Genomic DNA, 1,584 nt, shown 5'->3' with positions numbered 1-1,584 from the left:
GGGGGGTCGGATAAAGGCCTGACGAGGAGCGGGGCGGCCGTCCGCTGGCCGGCACTCCGGGACTCTACTCGTCTCTTCCCGAGACTCGCCCTTCGGGCCCGCTAAAGCGGTTCCCGTCGGTTCCCGACAAACGAGCTCATGGGACCCCCAGAACGACGAAACCCCGACCACTGCTGGCCGGGGTTTCTGGATAGATGCCTGACGATGACCTACTCTCGCATGGGGAGACCCCACACTACCATCGGCGCTGAGCGGTTTCACTGCTGAGTGCGGCATGGGGTCAGGTGGGACCCGCTCGCTATGGTCGTCAGGCGATAACTTTTTACAACGCTACCACCTGAATCTCGCTGACTCATGACGTCATGACGGGAGAACCCCGACACCGTCTGCGGTAAGGGATACGACTGCGTATCCGGCCTGTCATCGCGGGGGCCTGTCTTGGGGGCACCGCCCCTGGCGATGCCCACAGACCCCTTGGGTGTTATATGGTCAAGCCTCACGGACCATTAGTACGGGTTAGCTCAACACCTTGCGGTGCGTCCACATCCCGCCTATCAACCTCGTCGTCTTCGAGGGTCCTTCAGGGGGCTTACACCCCAGGGACGTCTCATCTTGAAGGGGGCTTCCCGCTTAGATGCCTTCAGCGGTTATCCCGTCCGCACTTAGCTACCGGGCAATGCGCTTGGCAGCACAACCCGAACACCAGCGGTGCGTCCACTCCGGTCCTCTCGTACTAGGAGCAGCCCTTCGCAAACGTCCAACGCCCACGGCAGATAGGGACCGAACTGTCTCACGACGTTCTAAACCCAGCTCGCGTACCACTTTAAATGGCGAACAGCCATACCCTTGGGACCGACTTCAGCCCCAGGATGTGATGAGCCGACATCGAGGTGCCAAACACCGCCGTCGATGTGAACTCTTGGGCGGTATCAGCCTGTTATCCCCGGAGTACCTTTTATCCGTTGAGCGATGGCCCTTCCATACAGAACCACCGGATCACTAGAACCTACTTTCGTACCTGCTCGACCTGTCCGTCTCGCAGTCAAGCACCCTTATGCTCTTGCACTCACTGCACGATTTCCAACCGTGCTGAGGGTACCTTCGTGCTCCTCCGTTACTCTTTCGGAGGAGACCGCCCCAGTCAAACTACCCACCACACACGGTCCTCGACCCGGATGACGGGCCTGAGTTAGAACGCCAATGATGCCAGGCTGGTATTTCAAGGTCGGCTCCACGGCCACTGGCGTGACCGCTTCCAAGCCTCCCAGCTATCCTACACAAGCAACATCAGCGTCCAGTGTGAAGCTATAGTAAAGGTTCACGGGGTCTTTCCGTCTAGCCGCGGGTACACCGCATCTTCACGGCGATTTCAATTTCACTGAGTCTCGGGTGGAGACAGCGTGGCCATCATTACGCCATTCGTGCAGGTCGGAACTTACCCGACAAGGAATTTCGCTACCTTAGGACCGTTATAGTTACGGCCGCCGTTTACCGGGGCTTCAATCAAGTGCTTCGGCGAACCTAACACCATCATTTAACCTTCCGGCACCGGGCAGGCGTCACACCCTATACGTCCGCTTACAC

2 rRNA genes are annotated in these 1,584 nt (G+C 58.8%); both read right to left on the bottom strand.

Annotated elements, in window-relative coordinates:
- Positions 1 to 196: 196 nt before the first annotated feature.
- Positions 197 to 312, bottom strand: a 5S ribosomal RNA gene (gene rrf, locus ACPF7Z_RS19165).
- Between the two features lie 173 nt (positions 313 to 485).
- Positions 486 to 1,584 (bottom strand): 23S ribosomal RNA (locus tag ACPF7Z_RS19160); the annotation flags it as partial.

Origin of the sequence: Halomonas sp. GXIMD04776 (genome assembly GCF_049808615.1) — a bacterium.
Lineage (GTDB): Bacteria > Pseudomonadota > Gammaproteobacteria > Pseudomonadales > Halomonadaceae > Modicisalibacter.
Note: the sequence above shows the minus strand (reverse complement) of the source record. Positions and strands in the feature narration are given on the sequence as shown.